Here is a 24,107-nt window from a genome sequence, read left to right as displayed (position 1 = left end):
TTTGAGATGAAGAAATTGATGGAGAGTTGTCTTGAAGATATCGAGTTTGTGGAGCGCCAGTTAGTTGACTTTAACGAGTCACATGTTCCATTTGAATTGACGGTCCCTTTTAATCAGTTTAATCAGCATATTAAAGATGAATCGGGATGTATTATTGCTGGAATTAATTGTGTTTATTACGCGTGGCATTGTATTTATATTGATGCATTATGGGTGAGTGAGGAGCACCGTGGTATGGGGCTCGCCTCAGAGTTATTAACTAAAATTGAGCAACTAGGACGTGAGTATGGGTGCCATTTAATTCACTTAGATACATTTGATTTTCAAGCGAAAGATTTTTATTTGAAGCATGGATACGAGATTCATGGAGTGCTTGAGGATTGTCCAAAAGGTCATGAGCGTTATTATATGAAGAAGGTGCTAGTTTAGCACTTTTTTTGTTAGGTTTATGTAAAGACTTAGTCAAGTTTTAGCTTTAAACGTCACATTGCTCATATTTTGATGTCATATCGATATGTTTTATAGAGAGTGATAGGAGGGTCAGTATGAGTGATCAGTTTAAAGATCAGTGTCGTAAGATTCCGTTGATTTCTTCGAACTGGTTTTGGTATGTATTGGTTGTTTTTGGATTTTTATTTTTATTAAAGACGCCTGTTTTGGCAGGGAATCCATATAGTGAGTTCTTTTTGATGTCTTATCATGGAGTCTTTTTGATTTTTTCAGTGACGATAGGTTTTAAAGAGATGGCACCACTTTATAATAAAGAGGGTGGAATATGGCGGATGCTTCTTCTAGCAGGGGCCATTTTGTTCTTTTCGGCATTGGTTGAAGGGGTTGTGGGGGGATTTTTAGCAGCAGATGATCCGCAACAGTTGGAGCAGTATAGTTTTGAGTTATCTAGAAAGTATGTAACTGTTAGTTTTGTACGCTATGCACTGGTCGGGATTGGGGAAGAATTGTTTAAGTATATGATTTTCTTGATTCTTTACTATCCGTTGTGTAAGTTGTTCAAAAGCTATTGGTTACCATTGTTGATTTCAACCTTTGTGACGTGCTTTTTCTTTGGATTTTTACATGCCAATTATAATCCAGATGAATGGTTAACTATAACGTTAATTATTGCTTCGGGCGCTGTGGTTTATTTTTATTTCTTGATCAAGTATCAGACGATTATCCCGCTGATGTTTGCCCACTTTTTCCAAGATTTTTTAGTATCGCTTGAGTTAACAGAGCAATTAGAAGGCATATATGGCTTAACTTTGTTACTCATTTATACGGTGGTACTGATTTATATTTTTGGAAAAATGATAAAAGAGCTATTTAAAGGAATTAAAGAGAAGTTTATTGATAAATAAGTCAAAAGGAACTCATCCAAAAAAGTGGTGAGTTCCTATTTTATAAAGTTATAAAGTAATCGTGATGGTTAACCCATTTCCACGCGTACTAGAGGCCGAGATGATTCCCTCGTGAAGTTTCACGATATCGTAAGCAATCGCAAGTCCTAGGCCAGAACCAACGTTTGGTTTCTTTGTATTAGTTCCGCGATAATAACGTTTAAAAATATGTAGTAGGTCTTCTTCGCAAACTCCAACTCCATTGTCCTTTAGGGTGATAGTACGATCTTTGATATCGATTGAAATGAGGACAGATTCCTCGTTGTGAGTGATGGCATTCATCATTAAATTGGTGAAGACACGTCTCATCAGTAACTCATCGAGCATCAGGGGGATATATTCGTTATCGTAAGAGAACTGGATGTTATAGTTCTCGTATTTTGGGTCATTCATTATCTCAATGATAACGTGACGTAAAAGTGAAACAAGATTGACCTGCTTTTTATTAAGGATAAATTCTTTATTTTTAAGTCGTGTCGAAAGATTCAAATCATCTACAAGATTCTTGATATAGTCTGATTTTTCAATAATGGTTTGCGCTGACTTTTGGCGAGATATGAGATCCATTTCATAACTCATATCGGCCATGATTTCGGCATTTCCTCTGATGGAAGTTAGAGGAGTTTTAATATCGTGTGAGATGTTAGCAATCCATTCTTCTCGGACGGTATCCATTTGTTGACGCTCATACTGTGCAACTTGAAGTTGCTGTGATAAATCTGTAATTCTGTCTTCTACTTCACGATAAAGACTTGGTTTTTGATTTGGCTTTAGATAATGTCCTTTGGATAAGGAAACGATATTTTGAATGATGTCATTCAGTGGTTTAACAAGATAGCGCGTTGAGATATAGCTAATGAAGAGGGCGATTAGACAGTTAACGATTAACATTAATGGAATATTATGTGTCATCATCATCTCTTCAGTATTGTAGTGAAGGGTGTAACGTCTGACTAAATCGAGTGGAAAAAATAATAAATAGGTAAGATGTGATTCATTTAACTGAATATCATTTATAAAGATCGTGCTCGATTCATTAGTTTGATACAAATCAATGAGTTGTTTGTTTGTATAAACACTTGGAATGTTATCAGGCAATTGATAAGCATAAACTTCTTGTTTTTGTTCGTTAATTATTTGAAGACTGACGTGAGATTCGTCAAGAAGTTTCTTTCCTTCTTCAGTGATCGTTAAATCTTCGGTGATGTAGTTCGCAAATTGCTCAACAAATTGGTTGATGTAATGTTCGCCATATTGATATTCATCTGAGTGTGCTTTAAAGTGATAGCTTCTAAAGGTAACGAGACCGATATTGACAATGGCTAAGGTAATCAGGGCAATACATAGGGTTAGAAAGAAGTGTAAGGTTAATTTTTTCTTCATTAGTAACCCTCTTTATAGACAAATTTATAACCAAGTCCGATGATGGTTGTGATGTGTTTGGGTTTAGAAGGATCGACTTCGATTTTTTTTCGAAGTCTTCGGATATGTACCGAGATGGTATTATCAAATTCAAAGTAGTCCTCTCCCCAGACTTCATGACAAATTTGTTCTTTGCTGACGATTTTATTCGCATGACGGACAAGGTACATGAGGAGTTTGTATTCCTTTGCTGTTAAGTCAAGAGGTTCATTATTTTTTGAAACGATGCCGTCTGTAATGGCAATGTTGCCAAATTGGATGGTTTTGGTTGTCGTTTTGAGACGAGCTTTGACACGGAAGGCGACTTCTTTGGCACTAAAGGGTTTGGTAATATAGTCATCAGCTCCGAGTGCAAAACCGAGTAGTCTATCGAATTCTTCTGTTTTAGCTGAGATGAAGAGAACGGGAATTTGACGATGTTGATGGATTTCTTTGATGAGTTGGTGCCCACTTAGATCGGGGAGCATGACGTCAAGTAGGACGAGGTCTGGATTTAAGGCTTTAAGCAGTGATAAGGCTTCAGTTCCAGTTGTGGCATGAAAGATGTGGGAAAATCCTTCATGTTTTAAGACGGTTTCTAGTAGTTCAATAATTTCAATTTCATCATCTACAATTAAAATTTTATTAGAAATCATAAGGTTTCTCCTTTAATTGGTCATTTTTTAGCTCATTATACCACAGAATTTAAAGAGTTAAGATGGATTTAAGATGGTGTTCATAAGGGTGTCAGGTGCGTGAGGTATGATAAGGTTGTCAATCAGATGTTGAAAGGGGAAATTTTGATGCAAGCTATTATGGAAACGGCTTTTGATGTCGTTTATTTATGTACGGTCATCACGCTTGGTATGACGATGGTTCGTAAAGGAAAGACAACGAATACGAAGTTATTTGGTTATATGGCCATTATTTTAGGATGCGGGGATGCATTCCACTTAGTCCCACGTTCTTATGCGTTGTTAACAACAGGACTTGAAGCCAATGCAACAGCGCTTGGATTTGGTAAATTTGTGACGTCGATTACGATGACTGTCTTTTATGTAGTACTTTATCATATTTGGCAAAAACGATATCGCGTCCAAAATACAAAAGGGTTAACACTTGCGATTTATGCATTAGCGATTGTACGTATTGTGTTATGTTTATTACCTCAAAATGAGTGGTTAAATTATAATGCCCCCGTTTCGTGGGGAGTTTATCGAAACATTCCGTTTGCGATTATGGGCTTAATGATTATCTATCTATTCTATAAAGAAGCAAAAGCGCATCAAGACTCAACGTTCAAATGGATGTGGCTGGCAATCGTTTTATCATTTGCCTTTTATATCCCGGTTGTCTTATGGGCCACCACATTCCGTTTAATTGGAATGTTAATGATTCCTAAAACACTTGCCTATGTGTGGGTTGTTTGGATGGGATATCAATCATTTAAGCAAGAAAGTAAATAATGTAAAAAGGAGTAACGGTCGTTACTCCTTTTTTATGGAAAAATTTAAAACATACATTTAGACATAGCAAGACAAACATTCAAACATATTAAAAACGCTTTTATTCAGTTATGATGAGAGTGTTATCAATCTTTTAGTGTAAGAGGAGAGTTTGTATGAAGAGACAGGTTGTTAAAGCAAGCGAGCAGGTTGTTATTGAATATAGTGAAGAATTAGTTCGTTTTATGGGGTTAAATTTAGCAAAGGATTTTTGGTGGATGAAGCCGTTTTATGGGACGAGCTTTGAACAGTTGCCATCACGCGTACAGTTTTTGATTGGGGAATATGAAAATGAGTTAGGGGAAAGTCGCTATTTAGTGGTGATTCCATGTGTGGATCAGGATCAATTGGGGGAGCTTGTTGTAGAGGTAAATCATTTGGTGATCCGCTCTGTTTTACCTTCAACGAATGATGAAGCTATCATTGGCGTGGCTATTTCTGATTGTTTAGAAATCGAGGATGGAATTAGGGAAGCTGTGACGATTTTAGCAAGTGAGATTGAAGGATTTAATTTGCGTGAAACAAAGTCGGTTCCAACGTATTATGATTATTTGGGTTGGTGTACATGGGATGTGTTTTATCGTGAGGTCAGTGAAGCGGGAGTTATGGAGGCATTAGAGGTTTTTAAAGAACGTGGTGTGAAGCCTTATTATATGATTTTAGATGATGGATGGCAGGATGTTAAAGATGAGTTGTATCTGAATGATATTTATGAAAATGAAAAGTTTCCATCTGGTTTAAAAACGTTGGTTCAAAAGGCGAAAGAGGAGTATGGGATTTCTGTATTTGGGATTTGGCATGCGCTTCAAGGTTATTGGGGTGGGATTAATCCAGAGGGGCGCCTAGGTAAAAAATATACGCTAATTGAAAATAAGGATGTAAAAGAATCGGAGTTTGCGACATATTTCACGAATCATACGTATTATATTTGCAAGGATGATTGTGAAACCTTTTATGATGAATTCTATGCTTATTTAAAAATGTGTGGGATTGACTATGTAAAGGTCGATTCTCAAGGGAATTTATTGCATCTTTGTGAGCAGGAACAGAATCCAACGGCTGTGATGAGCAGTTATCAACGAGCGTTAAAAATAGCGGGAAATGAATATTTAAATGGAGATGTATTATACTGTATGTCAAATAGTACAGAGGTGATTTATAATACGTCTGAGTTTATTGGGTGGCGAAATTCTGATGATTTCTTCCCTAAAGAACCGATTGGTATTCAACTTGAACATTATTATATGAATACTTTAAATAATATTTTCACCTCGACATTTGTTTGCCCAGATTGGGATATGTTCCAAACGAATCACCCTCAAGGAGAGTTTCATGCGATGGTGCGTGCCATTTCAGGAGGTCCTATTTATATTTGTGATCATCCTAAAAATATGGACACAAATTTATTATCAAGATTAATGATTCGTGGTAATGAGTTGCTTCGTTTTAATCAACCAGCTCGACCGACAAGTGATTGCTATCTAAGCGATGCAAAGACTTCAACTATTTTACTTAAAACCCACAACTATGGAGAGTTCGGTTCCACGATATTTGCAGTGCATTTAAATAAGGACGCTAGAATCATTAAAGAAGTGGTGACGGGGGATATTTGTTTCACACCAGATTTAGGTGAAGTTGCGCTAGGGAAGTTAGAAATCGTACTAAACTACGGGGAGTATGCGTATGTGTCGCGAGCTGTTAGACGTGAGATGGTGACACCACTCGGATTAGTCCATAAATTCAATAGTTATTTAGCGATTGAGTCAGTGGTGGAAAGTGAAAATGAGATGATGCTTAAGGTTAAGGGGGAAGGAGCATTTGCCTTTTATGTGGAGGAATCTTGCTTAATCACATTGCTGACTGTGAATGGAGAAACACGAGTTTTTGAGATAGACAATCATCTGTTACAGGTTGAACTAAGTGAGGCAACATCAGTTATTAAACTGAATTGGAAATAAAAAGGTGGATATCATGAAGGAATATGAGTTTTGACCTTAATGTTATGATGAGAAGATGATACAGGAAGAATCAGTTGAAGTAATAGCTGATTCACTTTGTCCTTGTTGCAATCAGTTAACGATACCGACTACTGGAGACGCACTAGCCTATATTTATCTCAATTGTTTATGGGAGATTGATTTGTTTATTTAAGCAGACGTTGAGCCAAGTGACTTAAATCGTAGACTAACATTAGCTCAGGGGAGAAAAAACTATAAAAAAATACGGATTTGAAAAGAAAAGACATCTAGGCCTTTAGACCTGGATGTCTTTTAAATTAAAATGAGATTTAGTTTGAGTCGATTAATTTTTGGATATAGTCGCTGTCTGCAAATGTTAGTTTAAGGAAGGGACCAGATTGATGTGAGGTGAAAATCCCCCCGTCATCTGTTAAAAGGGTGTTACCACTGACTAATGTTTCTTTGGTTTTTGTGTGATAAAGATGAAGTTCATAGTCTCTGTTTCCCCCGATAGAGACAGCATCTTCTAATTTTTTGGTATTTGTAAAGATCGTAAGGATATCATCAATGATGCTTTCGGCTTTTTCAGTATCGTTTGTGATGAGTGATTCCAACTTGAAGTGGAAGTCTTTCATTTTTAATTGGGATTTTTTCAGAACGTAATCAAAGAAATTCGATTCCAATGACGATGATAAAAACAGTAATATAGAAAATGATTTTGTGTTTCATTCTCTTTCCTCTTAATAGGTATATGGGAAACAAAGTGAACTAATAAAGTATCCTATTAGTTGATTTATTCAAACAAAAGTTAATTTTGGCTCGATTGTTTTATGAGGAAAGAATACATATAATGAGAGTATCACAGACAAATTAAAGGAATAGCGAGGTGATGACATGAAGGAAATTAATGTTGGAAAAATGATTATTTTAAAGCGAAAAGAGAAGAAGATTACGCAAGATGAATTAGCGAAATATATTGGGGTTTCAAAGGCGGCTATTTCAAAATGGGAGACAGGCCAAAGTTATCCGGATATTACATTGTTACCGATTTTAGCGGCGTATTTTAATATGAGTATTGACGAGTTAATCGGATATGAGCCACAGATGGTGAAGGAAGATATTCAAAAATTGTATGTCAGGCTATGTGAAGATTTTGCGAAGAAACCATTCGAAGAGGTGATTTTGGAGTGTGAGGAGTTGATCAAGAAATATTATTCTTGTTTTCCACTGTTGCATCAAATGGGATTACTTTTAATTAATCACAGTATGTTAGCCCTCGATGTTTAAGAAACGACAAGATTAAATGAATTAGCTTGTTCTTTATTTGAGCGTGTTAAAGAAAAGGGAGATGACGTTGAACTTTCAAAGCAGGCACTGCATTTAGAGGCGTATTGTTATTTATTATTGAATCAACCGTCAGTTGCGTTAGAGTTACTTGAAGATACGAAGAAACCGAAAGTTTCAAGTGAAGTATTAATTGCACAAGCCCATCAGATGCTTGGGCAGATTGAAGAAGCAAAGTCTTCGATTCAAGTCGGTGTCTTTTCGCATCTGATGGAAATTTTTCAAACGTTACCGATGTTGCTAGGATTGAGTTTACCTGATCAAAAGCGATTTGAGGATATTATTCAAAAGATTGAAACGTTAGATGAATTATTTGAAATCAAAAAAGTGAATCCTTATCTCATTCTTCCGATTCAGTTAATGATTGCCCAGGGATATATGCAACTTGGGGAAGCGGGACTGGCGCTTGATTATTTAGACGCATATTCGAAATTAGCGACAGATAGTATTCAAAGAATTAAAATTCAAGGAAATGATTTCTTTAATTTAGTGGAGGACTGGTTTAAGGCATATGAAATTGGTCAACCGCCACGAAATGAAGCGATTATCAAGCAAAGTGCGTTAGATGGTGTTTTGAAAAATCCTGTTTTTATGCCGTTACATGAAGAAGAGCGATTTATTAATTTAGTGGCACGATTAAAATTTTATCTTTAGGAGTGAGCGTATGAGTTTAGAGAGTATTCAAGAGTATTTACCATTTTTAATTCCGCTGGTGATTGCAGAGTTTGCGCTTGCGATGACAGCACTTATTCATGTGTTAAAGCATCCGAACTATCGATTTGGAAATAAAGTGATGTGGATTGTGATTGTGTTATTGATTCAAATTATTGGACCTGTTGTTTATTTTTTAATTGGTCGAGGTGAAGAGTAGTGGACATGATTCGTTTAGAAGGTGTCAGTAAACAGTTTGGAAGTCACGAGGTGATTAAATCGTTAAATTTGACGGTTCCAAGTCAGTGTGTCTTTGGTTTTTTAGGACAAAATGGGGCTGGAAAAACAACAACGATGAAGATGATTTTAGGGTTATTAAATCCTAGCGAGGGACGTATTTTTGTCTGTGATGAAGAAGTCGTGTATGGTGAAACGAAAACAAATCGCTTCATTGGCTATTTACCGGATGTCCCAGAGTATTATTCTTATATGACACCCAGAGAGTATTTGAAATTGTGCGGTGAAATGACAGGCATGTCAAAAGCGCAAATTAAAGCGAAGTCAGATGAGTTATTGACACTGGTTGGATTAGCTGATGTGAATCGTAAAATTGGAGGGTTTTCAAGGGGGATGAAGCAACGACTTGGTATTGCACAAGCTTTACTAAATGAACCGAAAATTTTAATTTGTGATGAACCAACGTCTGCGCTTGATCCGATTGGACGAAAAGAAATTTTGGATATTTTACATCAGGTAAAAGAGAAAACGACGGTTATTTTTTCAACGCATATTTTATCTGATGTGGAGCGTATTTGTGATCAAGTAGCTGTTTTACATGAAGGAGAGATTGTGTTAAGTGGAACACTCACAGACGTTAAAAATCAACATCGTCAAGATGCCATTCGATTAACATTTGAATCAGAAAAGGTTGCAAAACACTTGATGCAAGATTTTGAGAGGTTTAAGAAAGTTGAGTTAGAAGGAAATGAACTCACAATATATGTGGATAATTTAAAACAAGATTCCCAAGAAATATTAAAATGGATGACAGATCAAAATATATTATTACTAAAGTATGAAATCCTTGAACCAACGCTTGAAAGCTTGTTTATGGAGGTGGTTCGATGAGGGGATATTTAGCTTTTGTAAAGAAAGAACTGTTAGAGCAGGTTCGCACGTATAAGTTACTGATTTTACTCCTCGTTTTCTTTATTTTTGGGATGCTAAGTCCTTTGATGGCAAAGTTAATGCCTGAAATACTGAGCCAGATGCCGATGGATGGGATTACAATTACGATTCCAGACCCCACGGCGATTGATTCATATAGCCAGTTTTTTAAGAATCTGACGCAGATGGGATTAATCGTCCTTGTTCTCCTATTCAGTGGAACCTTAACGACTGAATTATCAAAAGGGACGTTGATTAATGTATTGACAAAAGGGTTAACACGATATGCGGTCATTTTGGCAAAGTATACGGTGGCACTTGTTTTATGGAGTTTTGCCCTTTTGATGGCACTCGGTGTGACATACGGGTATACGGCATATTTTTTCTCACAAGATGAGATCCATCATTTATTGGCGTCAGTGGGTTGCTTATGGTTGTTTGGAGTCCTAATTTTATCGTTGTTGATGTGGGCACAGACGTTAGTTGGCAATCAGTATGGAAGTCTTTTAATGGTGGGAATTTTTGTCGCAGGATTATTTGTTTTAAATCTTTTTCCAATATTTCAGGATTATAATCCGATTGCGTTAGTGTCTGAGAATGTGGCGATGTTGAGTCAAGATTATGATATCAGTCAACTGATGTCTACTAGTTTAATTTCAGTTATACTAAGCATTGCTTTTTTAGCATTAGCTTTAACGACGTTTAAGAATAAGAGAATTTAAGAAAAGTAAAGGCCGATTATTTTTGAAGAAATTAACTTCAAGATAATCGGCCTTTATATGGCTTTAATTGGGAAGTATTGGTATTGTTTGAAAATCTTTGACCAACCCTAAAGAAATATGTCAAAATAGACAAGAAGGTATTAAATGATAGATTTGATGGAAATAGGTTTTGGAGGTACTTTGACATGATAAGATTTGAAAGTGATTATGCGGAAGGGGCGCATCCACGTATTTTAGAAAAATTAATTCTAACAAATGAGGAACAAACACCAGGATATGGGGTCGATATTTATTGTGATCGTGCACGACAATTAATTAAAAATTTATGTCAAAAAGACGATTGTGATGTTCATTTTTTAGTAGGGGGAACACAAACAAATTTAATTGTTATTTCATCTATTTTAAGACCTTATCAAGGCGTTATCTCAGCTATTTCAGGACATATTAATACGCATGAAACAGGGGCAATTGAAGCGACGGGGCATAAGGTATTAGCGGTTGAAAGTGAAGATGGTAAAATTACCGCCGCTCAAGTAAAAGCTGTTTGTGATCAACATCATCAGGATGCTGGCCGTGTTCATAAAGTTCAACCTGGAATGGTTTATATTTCACAACCAACTGAATATGGAACACTTTATTCATTAGAAGAATTAACAAACTTAAGTCGAGTTTGTAAAGAATATCATCTTCCATTATTCGTCGATGGAGCTCGTTTAGGATATGGGATGGTCAGTCAAATAAATGATGTTTGGATGTCAGATTTAGCAAATTTATGTGATGTCTTTTATATTGGTGGAACCAAGATTGGGGCATTATTTGGTGAAGCTGTCGTTATTTCAAATGATGCCTATAAGCAAGGGTTTAGATATAATATTAAGCAAAGAGGTGGACTTTTAGCTAAAGGAAGATTGTTAGGCCTTCAGTTTGAAACGTTATTTGAAGATAATTTATACTTTGAAATGTCGTTACATGCTGTTAAGTTATCGATGCAGCTTCGTCAGGCATTTACTGAAAAAGGATTTGAATTGCTATATGATTCATATACAAATCAGCAATTCCCAATTTTACCAAATGATGTTTTAGAAAAACTATCAAAAAAATATTCATTTACTTATTGGAAGGCAATTGATGAATTGCATTCTGCAGTCCGACTTTGTACAAGCTGGGCGACCAAAGAAGAGTATGTTGAACAATTGGTTGCAGATATTAAAGCGTTGTAAGGTGAAGATAAGCTTATAACAACGTGATATGGCCATAAGGTAGTCAAATCTATAAGATACGCGTTTAAAAAAGCGTTGTCTTATAGATTTTTTTGTAAAATGATTTAAATAAATTGGATAACAATTTACAGTCGATAAAGTCATGATGAATGGTTAGCTAGATACAATCTATTGTGAACAAATGCTTGGTAGTCAACTCACGTAAAAATTGATATAATGATGATATTAAAAGAGAATTTTTTTAAAGGTTGTGATGTTATTGTCAACAATTAAGGAGGTTGCTAAACGAGCAGGGGTATCTGTTGGAACTGTTTCAAAATTTATTAATAATATTGAAGTTAAACCAAAGACTAGAATGGCGATAGAGGCAGCGATTAAGGAATTAAATTATGAGCCTAACATTTATGCTCGTGGATTAAAGATGAATCGTACTAATACAATCGCCTTAATTTTACCAACTGTTTGGCATCCATTTTTCAGTGAATTAGCTTATAATATTGAAAAAAATTTAAGAGCTTTAAATTATAAAATGATTTTATGTAACTCAGAAGGAGATTACAAAATTGAATTAGATTATATTACAATGGCTAAACAGAATCAAGTTGATGGAATCATTGCCATTACGTATAGTGATATTGAGGCTTTTATTTCAAGCAATCTTCCAATGGTCAGCGTCGATCGCTTTTTTAATGAGGAAATTACATATGTCAGCAGTGATAACTTAATGGGGGGGTATTTAGCTGCTCAAAAGTTAATTGAATCCGGATGTCAATCGATTTGTTTTATTGGGGAGGGGTCGAAAAAAGATAATTCAACTCGTAATCGTAAAAAAGGATTTATAAATTATTGTGAAGAACATCGAATCGACTATCAGGTTTGTGAGATGATTGGGGATCATGACAAATTTGATGAAACATTAAAACAGTTTTTAATGGATAATTTAATCCAACAGAAAAAGATTGATGGGATTTTTACAGTAACTGATGCCTATGCTTATTTCATCATTGAAAAATTAAAAGAGTATCATCTTTCAGTGCCTGAAGATGTTCAAATCATCGGATTTGATGGGGCTAAGAGTTCGAAAAAATCAGTGATTGAAATTTCTACGATTCGTCAACCAATTGAGTTAATTGCAAAGCATACCGTTGAATCAATTGATGCTTTAATTAATAAACAAACGATAGAAAAAGAAATTATTTTACCAGTAGAGTTCCATCAAGGCAGTACAACAAAACACTAAAGGGATTATTTTAAGGAATAATCCTTTTTTAATACATAAAATTGATTATTTTTGAAAACGATAAAAAAATGTTGACGTTTTCAAAAAAGTGTTCTATTATAGTACTGTAGAAAATGAAACGTTTCATTTTTGAGGGGTTATCGTTTAATTATTTTTTTAACGCAAAAATGAAACGTTTCATAAATAAGGAGGAGTAAGAATGAGTAACAAAAAGTATCATACTATTGCTCAAAATATCTTATTGCACTTAGGTGGAGAAGAAAATATTATTAGTGCCGCAAGTTGTGCAACACGTTTAAGAGTTGTCGTTAAAGACGATCAAAAAATTAAAGTGGATGAAATTGAAAATATAGATTTGGTTAAGGGGAGTTTTAATAACGGTGGACAATTCCAAATTATTTTAGGAACAGGAATTGTAGATGAAGTTTACCGTGAATTTATGGGGATTGTTAACTTAGAAGAAGTGAGTAAAGCTGAATTAAAAGAAGCAGCAGGGAAAAAAATGAATGTTTTCCAACGCGTTTTAAAATCATTAGCTGATGTCTTTGTTCCAATTTTACCAGCATTAGTTGCAGCCGGATTATTAATGGGATTAAATAATGTGTTAACCGCACAAGGTTTATTTATTGAAGGGAAGTCTATCATCGAAGCTTACCCACAAATTGCTGATTTAGCTGATATGATTAATGTTTTCTCTAATGCAGCCTTTACCTTCTTACCTGTATTAATCGGGTTCTCAGCGACTAAGATTTTTGGTGGAACACCAGTTTTAGGGGCAGTTATTGGAGCCATCATGATCCACCCGGATTTATTAAATGGGTATAGTTATGGACAAGCTCTATTAGATGGAACGGTTCCAGCATGGAGTATTTTTGGATATCAAATTGCAAAAGTAGGTTACCAAGGAACAGTTTTACCCGTTATCGTTTCATCATTCGTATTAGCTAAAATTGAAAGAAAAACACGTAAAGTCGTTCCTCCAATGTTTGATAATATTATTACACCATTAGTGGCAGTCCTTGTAACGGCGGCTTTAACATTCGTTGTGATTGGACCTGCTATGCGTGTTGTAGGAGATGGGTTAACAGAAGCTGTTATGTGGTTATTCTTTAGCTTAGGCCCAGTTGGAGGAGCTATTTATGGGGTTGTTTATCCGTTATTAGTTATCACAGGAATGCATCACTCATTAGTCACAGCCGAGACGCAAATTCTTGCAAACATTGGAACACTTGGTGGGTCACCAACATTTGCTGTTGTTGCAGCATCTAACGTTGCACAAGGGGCAGCAGCTTTAGCTGTTATGATGATCATGAAGAAAAATGCAAAAATGAAGAGTTTAGCTTCAGCTGCTGGGGTTTCGGCTTTACTTGGAATTACAGAGCCAGCAGTATTCGGAGTTAACTTAAAATTAAAATATCCATTTGTTGCAGCCTTAATTGGTTCAGCTGTTGCATCAGCTTATTCAACATTTATGCAAGTTTTATCAGTTTCACCAGGACCTGCAGGATTACCAGGGGTTATTGTGATTCGTCCAGAATCAATGATTCAATATATGATTACATTAGCAATCGGATTTGCTATTACATTTGTCGTAACTTTTGTTTTAGCTAAAATCTGGGGAAATAAAGAGTAAAACTAAATACAACCTAAACTGCTTTAATTTCAATTGAGATTAAAGCAGTTTCTGTTAGGAAGAGAAAAATAAAACGATTACTTTAAAAGGAGAGTTGAAATTATGGAATGGCCACGTGAATTAAGATATAGAAGAATTGAAGAAGTAGCAGAATGTGAAATAACTGACTTAAAAAATAGAGTCGATGCTTGTTCTCATCGTCAAACGTTTCATATTCAACCTACAACAGGATTATTAAATGACCCAAATGGATTTAGTTTTTATAATGGTGAGTATCATTTATTTTATCAATGGTTCCCACTTGGACCTGTTCACGGAGTCAAGTATTGGTATCATACAGCCTCTAAAGATTTAGTGAACTGGGAGAATCGTGGGATTGCCCTGTCTCCAGATTGTGCACTTGATAGTCACGGGGTATTTTCAGGAACAGCGATTGAACATAATGGATTATTATATTTAATGTATACAGGAAATACGCGTGATGAAAATTGGATTCGTCATCCTTATCAATGCTTGGCTGTCATGAATGAAGCAGGAGAAATTAAAAAGTATCCAGAAGCAGTCATTAAAAATGTGCCAAAAGGAATCACTGATAATTTCCGTGATCCAAAAGTATTTAAAATCGAAGATAAATTCTATTGCATTGTTGGGGCAGAAAAAATGACTGACGAAGGAAATAAAGGAACAGTCGTTTATTACGAATCATCTAATTTAGAAGAGTGGACGTATAAAGGTGAAATCAACACAACATTTGAAAATAATAGTGGATTTATGTGGGAATGTCCAGACTATTTCACATTAGAAGGTCAGGGAATTATGCTGATGTCTCCACAAGGAATGGCACCAGAGGGAGATAAATATCAAAATGTCTTCCAATCAGGTTATTTAGTAGGAGAGCCTATTAATTTTGAAACCGGAATTTTTAATCATGGAGAGTTTACTGAACTTGATCGTGGATTTGAATTTTATGCACCTCAAACGATGGAAGATCCAAAAGGAAGACGTATCCTAGTAGGATGGCTTGGTCTACCAGAGCTAGATTGTGTCACAGATGAATCAGGTTGGGCACATTGTTTAACCTTACCACGTGAATTAACGGTAAAGAATAACAAGTTAATTCAAAAACCGATTGAGGAGTTAAAGAAATTACGTCATCATCGCGTAGAAGTGAAAACAACTTTAAATGCTGAATCTAAGAAATTTATGGGATTTGAAGGCATAACTTACGAATTACAATGTCGTTTTACGGACTTAACCCAAGGAAGAGTTGGAGTCAAATTACGCAAAAGTGAACAAGAAGAAACAGTGTTCTATTACGATATAGAAAATAAAAAATTAGTCTTAAATCGTGAAAAATCAGGTAGGATGTGTGGAGAGGAATACGGATCAATTCGTCAATGTCATTTTGAGGCTAATGAGTTAAGATTACAAATTTTTGTCGATCAGTCATCAGTTGAAATTTTTGTGAATGATGGAGAGGAAGTCTTCACAACACGTATCTTTACGAAAGAGGAGAGTCAAGGCATTGAATTCTTTGCTGATAGCTCTGTTGATTTAGAAGCCACTTTATGGGAAATCAAAAAATAAATAACGAAAAAACCATTCAATTACTGAATGGTTTTTTTGTTTTGTTGTGACAGGATAAACTTTTATGTTAAACTTATTTATTAAATAAGAGCTAGCTATTTTAATTCGGTAATGTGATAGAATGTTCATAAATAGCAAGGAGATGATAGTAAATGAGAGCCATTATTTTTGATGTGGATGATACGTTATATGATCAAGTAATTCCGTTTCAAAAAGCATATGATGAATTATTTAAAGGCTGTTATGAGATATCAGTTGAAGAGCTATATAAGAGAAGCCGCCATTTTAGTGATGAGGTTTTTGAAGCGACACAACGTGGTGAGATGTCGATGGAGAAGATGTATATATACCGAGTTCAAAAGGCATTTGAAAGTCTTGAGATTTTGGTAAGTGATGAGGAGGCACTAAAGTTCCAAGATTTGTACGCAACAAATCAAAAGAAGCTTGAGTTATCTAAAACAATGATTCGAATTATGAATCTGTGTCAAGAAAATCAAATTCGTCTAGGTATTATAACGAATGGCCCTTCTAATCATCAGTGGAATAAGGTTGAGGCACTAAGAGTGATGGAGTATATCCCGCGGGAGTTTGTTTTTGTATCGGGTGATATCGGGGTGGCGAAGCCGCATCTTGATTTATTTAATTATGTCAAGGAGAAGATGGATTTGATACCACAAGAGACGCTTTTAGTTGGGGATACGTTCGAGAGTGATATTGTGGGAGCGAATATGGCTGGTTGGCAGACGGTTTGGTTGAATCGTCGTCAAAGGGAGATGCCTGAGGGTGAGGTTGTGCCGAATTTTTGTGTACGTCATGAAGAAGAGTTATATGATGTGATTGTGAAATGGATTGAAGAGAACAAGGAGTGAGGTTGCGTGGATCATATGAATAAATTTACAGGTAAATCAAGTGCTTATACTTTGTCAAGACCGGGTTATGCAAAAGGATTATTTGAGTATTTGGTGTGTGATTTGGAAGTTAATAAACAGACGGTGATAGCCGATATTGGATCAGGGACAGGTAAGTTATCACAGGATCTTTTGAAGGTTGCAGGAATAGTCTATTGTGTTGAACCAAATGATGAGATGCGACAGGTGGCAGAGTCTTTACTTAGTAATCAAGAGGGATTCATTTCAGTGAAAGGAACTGCTGAACAAACTACTCTTATGGATAAAAGTGTTGATTTTATTTTGGTTGGGCAAGCCTTTCATTGGTTTGATGCGAATTCTTTTAAGTTAGAGTGCCAACGAATTTTAAAAGAGACGGGAAAAGTGATTTTAATTTGGAATTCGTGGATTAGAGACAGTGAGGTCATTATGAAATATCATGAGCTTTTCCAGATGTTTTGCCCTAGTTTTAAAGGATTCAGTGGTGGTTTAGAATCACGAAAGATTTGTGAGTTTTTTGAAAATCAGTATGAAATTAAAAGGGTAGCCAATCATTTGGTATTTAATAAAGAAAGTTTTATTAATCGTGCACGATCAGCCTCTTATTCTTTAATAGAAGGTGATGAAAAATTTGAAGATTATATGGAAGCCTTAGAGAAATTTTTTGAGAAATATGCAGTTGATGGAATTTTAACGATGCCAAATGAAACGGTTTGGTATGTAGGGGAAGTTTAATAAAGAAGGAGTTAATGAATGATGAAGCATGAATGGCGAAAACACGAGAAAGAATTATATATGCCGAAGGCTAAGCCAACATTGGTCACCATTCCTAAGCAACCATTTATCACGATTAAAGGAAAGGGAAATCCAAATCAAGCGGATTTTAGTGATCGAATTAGAGTGCTTTATTCGATTGCGTACGCTATTAAAATGATGCCGAAAAAAGGATATACACCAGTTGGCTACATGGAATATACGGTATATCCATTAGAAGGAGTTTGGGATTTAACGGAGGAAGGTAGACAATCACAGGTACTTAATAAAGATGAATTGTTGTATACGATTATGATTCGCCAACCGGAGTTTGTGACAACGGAAGTTTTTGAAAAAGCATTGAATGAAGTGAAAAAGAAGAAGCCTCATCCACTGCTAGATGAGGTGGTATTTGAAGAGATAGAAGATGGATTATCGGTACAAATGCTACATGTTGGTCCATATGATGATGAACTGATCACCTTTGAAAAGATGAAGACATTTATTAATGAACAAAATCTAACTATTGTATCGTTAAAGCATCGAGAAATTTATTTATCCGATTTTAGAAAAGTAACACCAGATAAATTGAAAACAGTTTTAAGATATCGAGTTGAATAAAAGAGTGGAATTATTCCCATAACAAACTTATTTAAGGTGGTGATAATGGTGAATAATTCTTCTGCTGAGCGTGTTCAAAAACAGATGGTTTTGATAATGGCCGGCTGTTTTTTATGGATAACGTATTTTATTTTTCAAGATTTCTTCAAAGGAATTTATCATTATTTTGCTGTGATACCAAGTTGGTGGTTACTTGTGATTGGCCCCCTATTTGGAGTGGCTGTTTTATGGTCTATTCATCGAGATGAGTTAGCGATTAAGGAGGCTGAGGCACATTGGGTAGATAGTCAGCGGCGTTTTGCTGAAATCGAGCTTCAATTTAGATTAATTAAGTCTAATTTTTTTAAGATGTCTGCTGTCCAATTTGTGTATTATTGCGCGGATTTGTTAAGAGCACTTGGATATCAACGGGTAGAGTTAGTGAGTGAGGAGAATGTTTTGCAAGTAATCGATCCTTCAGGGCGGAGTATGTTAGTTTATTGTTTACATGGAAGTGAAGGAATTGAATATGATGAAACGGCGATTCAAACATTAAAGGAGAAGATGGCACGTTCTCACCTAGAGACGGGACTTTTTATGACTTGTGCGAATTTGACAGAGGTGGCCACTGAGATTGCGACACAACATAACATTAAATGCTATAATGGGACAGCGATTAGCAAGCTTGTCTGGCTAGTCATTGAAGAATCAAAAGAAAAGGCACAGTCGATATGATTGTGCCTTTTAGCCTTTAAATTGATGTTGATCTCGATATTTTTTTGGCGTCAGTCCGACGAATTGTTTAAAGACTTTTGTAAAATGACTTTGGTCATTGAAGTGCAACAGGACACTGATATCGAGTAAGGAGTGTTTAGAAACCATGAGTAGTCGCTTTGCTTCTTCTACTTTTTCCCGTAAAATAAATTCACCGATTGTCTCATTCATTTCCTTTTTAAATAAACGAGCTAAGTAACTTTTATTGAAGTGTAGTTCAGTCGCTACTTTTTCAAGTGAAACATTGTCATATAAATTTTTATGAATGAAAAAGATGGCATCAAGTACTGGTCGTGAGAAGGTTAAAGTATTAATTTGTTGAACACGCATCGTAAAATCGAGTAAGCTGGTTAGTTGAAGTTTTGCAAGTTCTTGCATATCAGAGGTGTTTTCAATTTTATCTAAATAAAAGACAGTCAGTTTATGAGCGACATCTGGGATTAAACCTGCTCTAATGGAAGCACGAGCACCTAAAATAATGAGAGTCATATAAAGAACTTTAGAAGAATGAAGGGGATCTTCTAGTAATTGGTTTAATAAAGGTTGTTGTCTACTTAGTTTTTCAACGGCGTTAATAAGTTGTTCAGGATCTCCATATTCAATGGCATTGATAATATGAGTTTCATAAGCTAGGGGAAAGAACGTTATGTTATCTTCCGCGATTTGTCGTAGTGTTGTAAAATCAGATTTTAATTTTTCTTCAATCGAATCAACGAGTGGTTGTTTGAAAAAATTATCTTTTAAGACTTCATTGAAATCAATGTGTTTTCGATAAAGTAAATAGTATAGCAGGCAACCTTGATGAATGACTTGTGTAAAAGAAGTCAGATGATAATTGAGAGGACCTATTAAGAAAGTCCCAATCAGAAGTTCTTCTTCATAATACGTTAAGCAAAGAAAGTGTCCATCGTTTTTCAGTGTTTTAAGTTTAGGAAGAGGTGCTCCTTCTTCAAAGTAAGGATCAGCAAATGAATCTGTTAAATGTAGCAGTAATGAACCTTCTGATTTCAGGATAAGGTTTAATGAAGGATCGATAAAATAAATGGGAGCGTTTAAGCTTCCGGATAAAAGATTGATAAGGTTTTGAATATGTTTGTTGTTCATGATGATTACCTCTTAAGGTCAATATTTTTACAAAAAAATCAATATAATACAAAAATATAATATTGATTCATGATAATATGATTCAGGCTCAAAATCAAGGAATTTAAGTCAGTTTTTAGATGTATAGGAGGAGAGACATCATGATACGAGATAATATATTAGAAACTGAAAAGATTTCAAAGCTTTTTATTAAGTTTTCGATTCCAGCGATTCTTTCGTTAACAATTGCGGGGATTCAAACAATGGTCGATGGAGTTTTCCTTGGAAACTTTGTTGGAACAAATGCAATGGCAAGTGTGAATATTGCCGCTCCATTTATGCAACTTATGATTGGAATGAATTTAATTATTGGAGTTGGAGGAGCAAGTTATATTGGACGAAGTCTTGGCGAGGGGGAAGTGAAACGTGCCCAAGATATTTTTAAGTCCGCGTGCTTATTTATGCTAGGATTATCATTGGTCATTGCAGTTTTTGGGTTTACATGTAGTGAACAAATCGCGACGTTTTTAGGAGCGAATGATGTGCTATTAGCAGATTCGGCAATGTATATTAAGATACTAGCTTTATTTGCACCATCTATTGGACTATCATTTATTTTAGGAATTTTTGTCCGTTGTATTGGAATGCCAAATGTGTATTTAGTTAGCTCGATTGTCAGTCTGATTGCCAATATTATCTTTAACTATGTTTTAATCAAAGTTTTAAATTTAGGAATCATTGGTGCTCCGATTGCAACGGGACTATCATTTACGGCATCCTTCTTGATTGTAGCTATTCCATTCTTCAAGAAATCATCAATTTTAAATTTTACAAAAGGAAAATTTAATGCGAAATTAACGGGGGCCCTTTTATATAATGGTTCGTCGGAGGGGGTCTCATCGTTGGCAACAGCTATTTCGACATTTGTTTTTAATACAGCTTTTATGCGTATTGCAGGGGAAGCGGGGGTATCTGCTTTTACAGCCATCGGGTACCTATCTTTATTCGCTTCTTTGATTGTGTGCGGTATTTCTGCTGGAATTGGACCGGTTATTTCTTATAATTATGGGGCAGGATTACAAGAGCGTGTCCGTCAACTGTTAAAATTATGTTGTCAGGTTGCCTTAGTAATGGGAAGTTTATTATTTATTTTAATTTTCTTTTTTGGAAAATATATGGTGTTATTATTTGTAAAGGATAATCAGATTGTATTAGAGTTAGCGACTCATGGAGCTAAAATTTATGCCTTTACATTCTTCTTAAATGGAATTAATATTTTATTCTCAGGATATTTTACCTCAATTGGAGATGCCCTATCTTCAATTATTGTGGCAATCTGTCGTGGAATGATTTTTATTTTAACGGGAATTATGATTTTCCCAAGGTTCTTTGGAATTAGTGGAATTTGGATGACGGTTCCATGTGCTGAATTATTAACTATTTTAGTGGTTATTTTCTTAATGAAAAAATCAAAAGCAAAACATGAAGCAGTGGCCAAGCAAGAATTAATATTAGAATAAAAAAAGAGCCTTCGAGGCTCTTTTTTTATTTTGTTTCACGATATTGTTTAGGACTTTTACCATAAATTTTTCGAAAGACTTTTGAGAAAGCAAAGGGATCAGGATAACCAACAGATTTAGCAATCTCATTAATGGGTTGATTGCTGTTCATTAATTGATGACTTGCCTTTTCCATTCTAAAGTTCATTAAAAATTCTTGAGGTGAAATATTGAGTTTTTGTTTGAAGATAGAGGTTAAATAACTACGGTTTACACCAATGTAGCTGGCAATATCATTAATTTTAATGGGTTTCATGTAATAGTTATTAATAAATTCAATGGATTGCTCTAGGTATCCTTCAGCCGCTACTTTACTTCGGTGTTTTAAATCAATATTAGCGTTATTAGAAGCGAGTTTAGATAAGAAAAGATAGAGAAGGGATTGAATTTCAAGTTCATTAGAGGGGGTATCTGCATTTAATTCAAACATTTTCTTCACACAGTTATATAAGCTAGCAGAATCTTGACATTCAAAGATGAGATTTTCTTTATTAAGATTAGCGTAATTTAAGTAGTGTGCTGCTTTTACCCCGTTAAAACCAATCCAGATGTAAGTCCAAGGATTTTGTTCATCAGCTTGATAAGAATGTTGCGTTTCAGGTGTAATTAAGAAACCTTGATTCTTTTTTAAATGATAGGTTTTGTCATTTACTTTATAGGTTCCCTCTCCATCTAAAATATAGTGAATCAAATATTGCGAACGTACCTTATCGTAAGAATGTCTAGGGGGACAAGCTTCAATCCCACAGAAACATAAAAACAAATCAAATGATTGTTTATTTAATGGTTCAAAATAAGTGACAGTCTCGTCTTGAAAATAGTTACACTCTCCCATATAATACTCTCCCTCCAATAAAGCTAAAGATAACCCCCTTACATTTTCGGATTAACTCAGACTTGTAATTTTTATTTTACTATAAAAAAAACGCTTATAAAAGTTTGTTTCTCACATTTTAACATAAAGGGCTTACATTTTACCATGTTTTAACCTGTTAAAGTGTAATATTATAATTATGTAAACCTTTACAACGAGTTTTAAGCGATAAAGAACATAGAAGAGTTTACTAAATATTTCAAGAATAAGTTCAAGTACTAAGAAGGAAAAATCCTTTTAAAAATTAATCCATGGGGGGAAAATGGCATGAAAAAACATTTAAAAAGATTATTTGGGGCGACAATGGCAACTGCTCTTTTAGGAACAACATTAGTAGGGTGTGGAAATGAGACAGCATCAGGTTCTGATACAACGAAAGGAAACTCAAAAGGAACGACAATTACTTATTCCATTTGGGATAAAGGTCAAGAGCCAGGCATGCAGGCCATTGCGGATGCATTTGAAGAAAAAAATCCAGGAATTACAGTTAATGTAGAGGTAACTCCTTGGGATCAATATTGGACAAAACTTGAAGCTGCGGCTACTGGGGGAACGTTACCAGATGTATTCTGGATGCACTCAAGCCAACATATCCGTTATGCAAATAGTGGAATGTTAATGGATTTAAATGAAGTGATTGAAAATAGTGAAGTACTCGATATGAACAATTTTGCTCAAGGTGTTGTTGATTTATACAATGTGGATGGAGCGCAAATTGCCATTCCAAAAGATGTTTCAACAATCGGTCTGTGGTACAACAAAACATTATTTGATGAAGCGGGTGTTGAATATCCAAATGAAAATTGGACATGGGATGATTTATTGAGTGCTGCTCACGACCTAACTGATTCTGAAAAAGGGGTTTATGGATTAAATGCTCCTTTAAACACAGAAGAAAATTTATTTAACTATGTTTATCAAAATGGGGGAGATATCCTTATCAACGATAAAACAGAATCAGGGTATTCATTACCAGAAACACAAGAAGCTTTAGAGTGGTATGCAAATTTAAGTTTAGTAGAAAAAGTGTCACCTTCTCAAACACAATTTGCTGAAAATGGAAATTCAACCTTATTTACATCAGGAAAAGTTGCAATGGGAATGTTCGGTTCTTGGATGTATAACGAATTTATTACAAATGAATATACAGCAAAAAATTGTGCAGTAGCAGCATTACCACAAGGAAAAGCAGGAAATGCAACCATTTATAATGGATTAGGAAATTCAGTAGCAGCTAATACGAAAAATAAAGAAGCAGCAATTAAATTCATTGAATTCTTAGGATCAGAAGAAGCAAACATCATTCAAGGTGAGTACGCATCAGCTATTCCGGCTTACGGTGCAGCGCAACAAGCTTGGGTTGAAGCAACAACTAAAAATAATTTTGATACACAATGCTTAGTTGATATGTTAGAGTACGGACACATTAAACCTTACACTAAAAACACAGCAAAATGGGAAACAGTAGAAATGGAAATCTTACGTAAAGTATGGGCTGGTGAGTTATCAGTAACAGATGCTTGTCATCAATTAGTGACGCAAATTAATGCTATTTTAGCAGCAGAATAAAAATAAACAAAGGGTAACTGTTCAATTGAACGGTTACCCCTAAAAAAAGCGGAGGGGAAAATATGGCGATTGCATTAAATAAAAGAAAAGTAAAAAGTACCGCTAAACTAAAAAATGCGAAGCATAATGAGTGGATGTGGGGATATATTTTAGTAGCGCCAACAGTCATTGGATTATTAATTTTAA

At 35.2% G+C, this 24,107-nt stretch carries 24 protein-coding genes; 20 read left to right on the top strand and 4 right to left on the bottom strand.

The window, feature by feature from the left end; translation table 11 throughout:
* Both J6D32_RS08300 and J6D32_RS08295 read left to right on the top strand, forming a co-directional pair.
* Window positions 1-429 (top strand): GNAT family N-acetyltransferase (locus J6D32_RS08300; protein WP_287467540.1); only part of this gene is annotated, 429 nt, incomplete at its 5' end.
* Between the two features lie 116 nt (window positions 430-545).
* Window positions 546-1,355, top strand: a complete 810-nt coding sequence (locus J6D32_RS08295; protein WP_155235467.1) for a CPBP family glutamic-type intramembrane protease — start codon at window positions 546-548, stop codon at window positions 1,353-1,355.
* Window positions 1,356-1,403: 48 nt separating this feature from the next.
* Here the strand turns inward: J6D32_RS08295 and J6D32_RS08290 are convergent, their stop codons facing one another.
* Window positions 1,404-2,777: a sensor histidine kinase gene (locus J6D32_RS08290; RefSeq protein WP_155223530.1), complete on the bottom strand. Its 1,374-nt coding sequence runs from the start codon at window positions 2,775-2,777 to the stop codon at window positions 1,404-1,406.
* Window positions 2,777-3,451, bottom strand: a complete 675-nt coding sequence (locus tag J6D32_RS08285; protein WP_155231100.1) for a response regulator transcription factor — start codon at window positions 3,449-3,451, stop codon at window positions 2,777-2,779. The genes J6D32_RS08290 and J6D32_RS08285 overlap by 1 nt, the downstream gene beginning before the upstream one ends.
* 147 nt (window positions 3,452-3,598) lie before the next feature.
* Here J6D32_RS08285 and J6D32_RS08280 point away from each other — a divergent pair, with 147 nt between their 5' ends.
* The 16 genes from J6D32_RS08280 to J6D32_RS08205 all read left to right on the top strand — a co-directional run bounded on the left by J6D32_RS08280 (window position 3,599) and on the right by J6D32_RS08205 (window position 18,797).
* Complete coding sequence (locus tag J6D32_RS08280; protein WP_155223532.1) at window positions 3,599-4,261, top strand: hypothetical protein; 663 nt, start codon at window positions 3,599-3,601, stop codon at window positions 4,259-4,261.
* 155 nt (window positions 4,262-4,416) lie between these two features.
* Window positions 4,417-6,258, top strand: coding sequence for a Sip1-related alpha-galactosidase (locus J6D32_RS08275; RefSeq protein ID WP_287467539.1), 1,842 nt, complete (start codon window positions 4,417-4,419; stop codon window positions 6,256-6,258).
* Window positions 6,259-6,313: 55 nt separating this feature from the next.
* Entirely contained in the window at window positions 6,314-6,451 is a 138-nt protein-coding gene (locus J6D32_RS08270) for a hypothetical protein (protein WP_155062025.1), read from the top strand.
* A 701-nt stretch (window positions 6,452-7,152) separates the two neighbouring features.
* Entirely contained in the window at window positions 7,153-7,545 is a 393-nt protein-coding gene (locus J6D32_RS08265; RefSeq protein WP_230321591.1) for a helix-turn-helix domain-containing protein, read from the top strand.
* 117 nt (window positions 7,546-7,662) lie between these two features.
* A complete protein-coding gene (locus J6D32_RS08260) occupies window positions 7,663-8,256 on the top strand; it encodes a hypothetical protein (RefSeq protein ID WP_287467538.1) in 594 nt (197 codons plus the stop codon).
* Window positions 8,257-8,266: 10 nt separating this feature from the next.
* A complete protein-coding gene (locus J6D32_RS08255; RefSeq protein WP_006784390.1) occupies window positions 8,267-8,473 on the top strand; it encodes a PLDc N-terminal domain-containing protein in 207 nt (68 codons plus the stop codon).
* A gap of 5 nt (window positions 8,474-8,478) precedes the next feature.
* The gene (locus J6D32_RS08250) at window positions 8,479-9,381 is read left to right on the top strand and encodes an ABC transporter ATP-binding protein (protein WP_155223535.1); all 903 of its coding nucleotides are present in this window, start codon (window positions 8,479-8,481) and stop codon (window positions 9,379-9,381) included.
* Window positions 9,378-10,142 carry an ABC transporter permease gene (locus J6D32_RS08245; RefSeq protein ID WP_055165486.1) on the top strand — a complete coding sequence of 255 codons (765 nt, stop codon included), beginning with the start codon at window positions 9,378-9,380 and terminating at the stop codon, window positions 10,140-10,142. The genes J6D32_RS08250 and J6D32_RS08245 overlap by 4 nt, the downstream gene beginning before the upstream one ends.
* A gap of 185 nt (window positions 10,143-10,327) precedes the next feature.
* The gene (locus J6D32_RS08240) at window positions 10,328-11,362 is read left to right on the top strand and encodes a threonine aldolase family protein (protein WP_006784387.1); all 1,035 of its coding nucleotides are present in this window, start codon (window positions 10,328-10,330) and stop codon (window positions 11,360-11,362) included.
* A gap of 253 nt (window positions 11,363-11,615) precedes the next feature.
* Complete coding sequence (locus J6D32_RS08235; RefSeq protein ID WP_006784386.1) at window positions 11,616-12,602, top strand: LacI family DNA-binding transcriptional regulator; 987 nt, start codon at window positions 11,616-11,618, stop codon at window positions 12,600-12,602.
* Between the two features lie 199 nt (window positions 12,603-12,801).
* On the top strand, window positions 12,802-14,235 hold the full coding sequence (locus tag J6D32_RS08230; RefSeq protein WP_006784385.1) for a sucrose-specific PTS transporter subunit IIBC: 1,434 nt from the start codon (window positions 12,802-12,804) through the stop codon (window positions 14,233-14,235).
* A gap of 102 nt (window positions 14,236-14,337) precedes the next feature.
* Entirely contained in the window at window positions 14,338-15,822 is a 1,485-nt protein-coding gene (locus tag J6D32_RS08225; protein ID WP_009606994.1) for a glycoside hydrolase family 32 protein, read from the top strand.
* A 152-nt stretch (window positions 15,823-15,974) separates the two neighbouring features.
* Entirely contained in the window at window positions 15,975-16,691 is a 717-nt protein-coding gene (locus J6D32_RS08220; RefSeq protein WP_006784383.1) for an HAD family hydrolase, read from the top strand.
* A gap of 15 nt (window positions 16,692-16,706) precedes the next feature.
* Window positions 16,707-17,444, top strand: a complete 738-nt coding sequence (locus tag J6D32_RS08215) for a class I SAM-dependent methyltransferase (protein WP_155222896.1) — start codon at window positions 16,707-16,709, stop codon at window positions 17,442-17,444.
* 21 nt (window positions 17,445-17,465) lie between these two features.
* Window positions 17,466-18,083: a GyrI-like domain-containing protein gene (locus tag J6D32_RS08210; RefSeq protein ID WP_039930896.1), complete on the top strand. Its 618-nt coding sequence runs from the start codon at window positions 17,466-17,468 to the stop codon at window positions 18,081-18,083.
* A gap of 45 nt (window positions 18,084-18,128) precedes the next feature.
* Window positions 18,129-18,797 (top strand): restriction endonuclease, encoded by a 669-nt coding sequence (locus J6D32_RS08205; protein ID WP_055165483.1) that lies wholly within the window; start codon window positions 18,129-18,131, stop codon window positions 18,795-18,797.
* Window positions 18,798-18,806: 9 nt separating this feature from the next.
* On the opposite strand, the gene J6D32_RS08200 is transcribed toward J6D32_RS08205, so the two are convergent.
* Complete coding sequence (locus J6D32_RS08200; protein ID WP_055165478.1) at window positions 18,807-19,940, bottom strand: AraC family transcriptional regulator; 1,134 nt, start codon at window positions 19,938-19,940, stop codon at window positions 18,807-18,809.
* 140 nt (window positions 19,941-20,080) lie between these two features.
* On the opposite strand from J6D32_RS08200, the gene J6D32_RS08195 reads away from it, so the two are divergent.
* On the top strand, window positions 20,081-21,439 hold the full coding sequence (locus tag J6D32_RS08195) for an MATE family efflux transporter (protein WP_006784378.1): 1,359 nt from the start codon (window positions 20,081-20,083) through the stop codon (window positions 21,437-21,439).
* A 25-nt stretch (window positions 21,440-21,464) separates the two neighbouring features.
* On the opposite strand, the gene J6D32_RS08190 is transcribed toward J6D32_RS08195, so the two are convergent.
* Entirely contained in the window at window positions 21,465-22,313 is an 849-nt protein-coding gene (locus tag J6D32_RS08190; protein ID WP_009607011.1) for an AraC family transcriptional regulator, read from the bottom strand.
* A gap of 306 nt (window positions 22,314-22,619) precedes the next feature.
* Between J6D32_RS08190 and J6D32_RS08185 the strand changes: the two genes are divergently transcribed.
* Window positions 22,620-23,921 carry an ABC transporter substrate-binding protein gene (locus tag J6D32_RS08185; protein ID WP_009607002.1) on the top strand — a complete coding sequence of 434 codons (1,302 nt, stop codon included), beginning with the start codon at window positions 22,620-22,622 and terminating at the stop codon, window positions 23,919-23,921.
* Window positions 23,922-24,107 lie beyond the last annotated feature (186 nt).

It is taken from the genome of Turicibacter sp., from assembly GCF_017941855.1.
GTDB classification, from domain to species: Bacteria; Bacillota_I; Bacilli_A; order MOL361; family Turicibacteraceae; genus Turicibacter; species Turicibacter sanguinis.
The sequence above is the reverse complement of the archived record's forward strand: the minus strand, read 5'-3'. Positions and strand labels throughout refer to the sequence as shown.

Bases quoted from the DNA above. Each gene is read 5' to 3' on its own strand.
- J6D32_RS08295 (WP_155235467.1), top strand. From the start codon at position 546: ATGAGTGATCAGTTTAAAGATCAGTGTCGTAAGATTCCGTTGATTTCT.
- J6D32_RS08290 (WP_155223530.1), bottom strand. From the start codon at position 2,777: ATGAAGAAAAAATTAACCTTACACTTCTTTCTAACCCTATGTATTGCC.
- J6D32_RS08285 (WP_155231100.1), bottom strand. From the start codon at position 3,451: ATGATTTCTAATAAAATTTTAATTGTAGATGATGAAATTGAAATTATT.
- J6D32_RS08280 (WP_155223532.1), top strand. From the start codon at position 3,599: ATGCAAGCTATTATGGAAACGGCTTTTGATGTCGTTTATTTATGTACG.
- J6D32_RS08275 (WP_287467539.1), top strand. From the start codon at position 4,417: ATGAAGAGACAGGTTGTTAAAGCAAGCGAGCAGGTTGTTATTGAATAT.
- J6D32_RS08270 (WP_155062025.1), top strand. From the start codon at position 6,314: ATGATACAGGAAGAATCAGTTGAAGTAATAGCTGATTCACTTTGTCCT.
- J6D32_RS08265 (WP_230321591.1), top strand. From the start codon at position 7,153: ATGAAGGAAATTAATGTTGGAAAAATGATTATTTTAAAGCGAAAAGAG.
- J6D32_RS08255 (WP_006784390.1), top strand. From the start codon at position 8,267: ATGAGTTTAGAGAGTATTCAAGAGTATTTACCATTTTTAATTCCGCTG.
- J6D32_RS08250 (WP_155223535.1), top strand. From the start codon at position 8,479: ATGATTCGTTTAGAAGGTGTCAGTAAACAGTTTGGAAGTCACGAGGTG.
- J6D32_RS08245 (WP_055165486.1), top strand. From the start codon at position 9,378: ATGAGGGGATATTTAGCTTTTGTAAAGAAAGAACTGTTAGAGCAGGTT.
- J6D32_RS08240 (WP_006784387.1), top strand. From the start codon at position 10,328: ATGATAAGATTTGAAAGTGATTATGCGGAAGGGGCGCATCCACGTATT.
- J6D32_RS08235 (WP_006784386.1), top strand. From the start codon at position 11,616: ATGTTATTGTCAACAATTAAGGAGGTTGCTAAACGAGCAGGGGTATCT.
- J6D32_RS08230 (WP_006784385.1), top strand. From the start codon at position 12,802: ATGAGTAACAAAAAGTATCATACTATTGCTCAAAATATCTTATTGCAC.
- J6D32_RS08225 (WP_009606994.1), top strand. From the start codon at position 14,338: ATGGAATGGCCACGTGAATTAAGATATAGAAGAATTGAAGAAGTAGCA.
- J6D32_RS08220 (WP_006784383.1), top strand. From the start codon at position 15,975: ATGAGAGCCATTATTTTTGATGTGGATGATACGTTATATGATCAAGTA.
- J6D32_RS08215 (WP_155222896.1), top strand. From the start codon at position 16,707: ATGAATAAATTTACAGGTAAATCAAGTGCTTATACTTTGTCAAGACCG.
- J6D32_RS08210 (WP_039930896.1), top strand. From the start codon at position 17,466: ATGAAGCATGAATGGCGAAAACACGAGAAAGAATTATATATGCCGAAG.
- J6D32_RS08205 (WP_055165483.1), top strand. From the start codon at position 18,129: ATGGTGAATAATTCTTCTGCTGAGCGTGTTCAAAAACAGATGGTTTTG.
- J6D32_RS08200 (WP_055165478.1), bottom strand. From the start codon at position 19,940: ATGAACAACAAACATATTCAAAACCTTATCAATCTTTTATCCGGAAGC.
- J6D32_RS08195 (WP_006784378.1), top strand. From the start codon at position 20,081: ATGATACGAGATAATATATTAGAAACTGAAAAGATTTCAAAGCTTTTT.
- J6D32_RS08190 (WP_009607011.1), bottom strand. From the start codon at position 22,313: ATGGGAGAGTGTAACTATTTTCAAGACGAGACTGTCACTTATTTTGAA.
- J6D32_RS08185 (WP_009607002.1), top strand. From the start codon at position 22,620: ATGAAAAAACATTTAAAAAGATTATTTGGGGCGACAATGGCAACTGCT.